Consider the following 1,067-nt stretch of genomic DNA (forward strand, 5'->3'; position numbering starts at 1 on the left):
CGACGTTAGCCAGCATGTGCAGGCCGCACGCAGCGCGATTGAGGACGCAATGTCAGCGCGTGTTTTGATTATCGAAGATGAATCAATCATTGCACTGCACATCAAGCAGATTGTCGAAAGTCTTGGCCACGAAGCAATTGCGATTGTCCGCACCCGGTCCGAAGCTGTTGCCAAGGCCCGCGATGAACGGCCCGAGTTGGTGCTTGCAGATATCAGCCTTGCCGATGGTTCCAGCGGAATTGACGCCGTCAAAGACATTTTGGCCGAACAAACGGTTCCTGTGATATTCATCACGGCGTTTCCGGAACGTTTGCTGACGGGTGAGCGCCCAGAGCCTACTTATCTGATAACCAAGCCTTTTGAACCAGAAACGGTCATTGCTACTATTGGTCAGGCGTTGCTGATGCACCGCGATGTGGATGTAGATTCAAAAGCTGCATAATTTTTTGGAAACTTCGGGAACAATGTGTGCGCAATCGCGTTCACTTTTTCGCAACGACATTTTAGGTCGGGAAAAACGTAAAGTTGATTTCGACCAGCTGGTCGCCCTCCCCCCCTAGACCAGCGCCCTAACACCCCGGCTTAACCGCCGGGGTGTTTTTGTTTGGGCGCGCGCAAACGGTTTTTATGCATGAAAAAATAGGCCCCATCGCAAGATGCAATGGAGCCTATTTGGGATCGCGGCGTCGCGGACCCCGTTAGGGGTCGCTATTCCACTTCGGATTAAGAGGCGGTCATACCGTTTTTCAAATCGCGCATCTGATCATGCCCTGATTTGACCGAATCAAAACATTGGCTGATGAGTGCGCGCGTGTCGGTGCCGAGTTCGGCGTCTTGCAAAGCGGTCTCGTACTTGGCTTTGATGTGATCTTCGCCGCGTTCTACTTCTGCAATAACGGCTTGGTCATCCCTGCCGGTAACCGCGTCGCGCAGGTTCATGAAAACCCGATGCGCGCCGGCCAAAACCGAACCGTCATCCTGTGCATCGCCGCCAAGGGCAACAACATGCTGCCGAAGTTCCTCAACAACGTGTTGACGCTCGTTGGCGCGTTCGAAAAAGATAGATT

General features: G+C 53.1%; 2 protein-coding genes. One reads left to right on the plus strand and one right to left on the minus strand.

From position 1 onward, the window contains the following. The coding region (locus U1739_RS21055) for a response regulator (protein WP_332710573.1) at positions 1-442 on the plus strand (442 nt) is incomplete at its 5' end. A gap of 281 nt (positions 443-723) precedes the next feature. Here U1739_RS21055 and U1739_RS21060 read toward each other — a convergent pair. Then, positions 724-1,067, minus strand: a 344-nt coding sequence (locus tag U1739_RS21060; RefSeq protein WP_332710574.1) for a PA2169 family four-helix-bundle protein, incomplete at its 5' end; no start/stop codon positions are given.

This window comes from Parasphingomonas puruogangriensis (assembly GCF_036663635.1).
In the GTDB taxonomy this organism is placed as follows: Bacteria; Pseudomonadota; Alphaproteobacteria; order Sphingomonadales; family Sphingomonadaceae; genus Sphingomonas.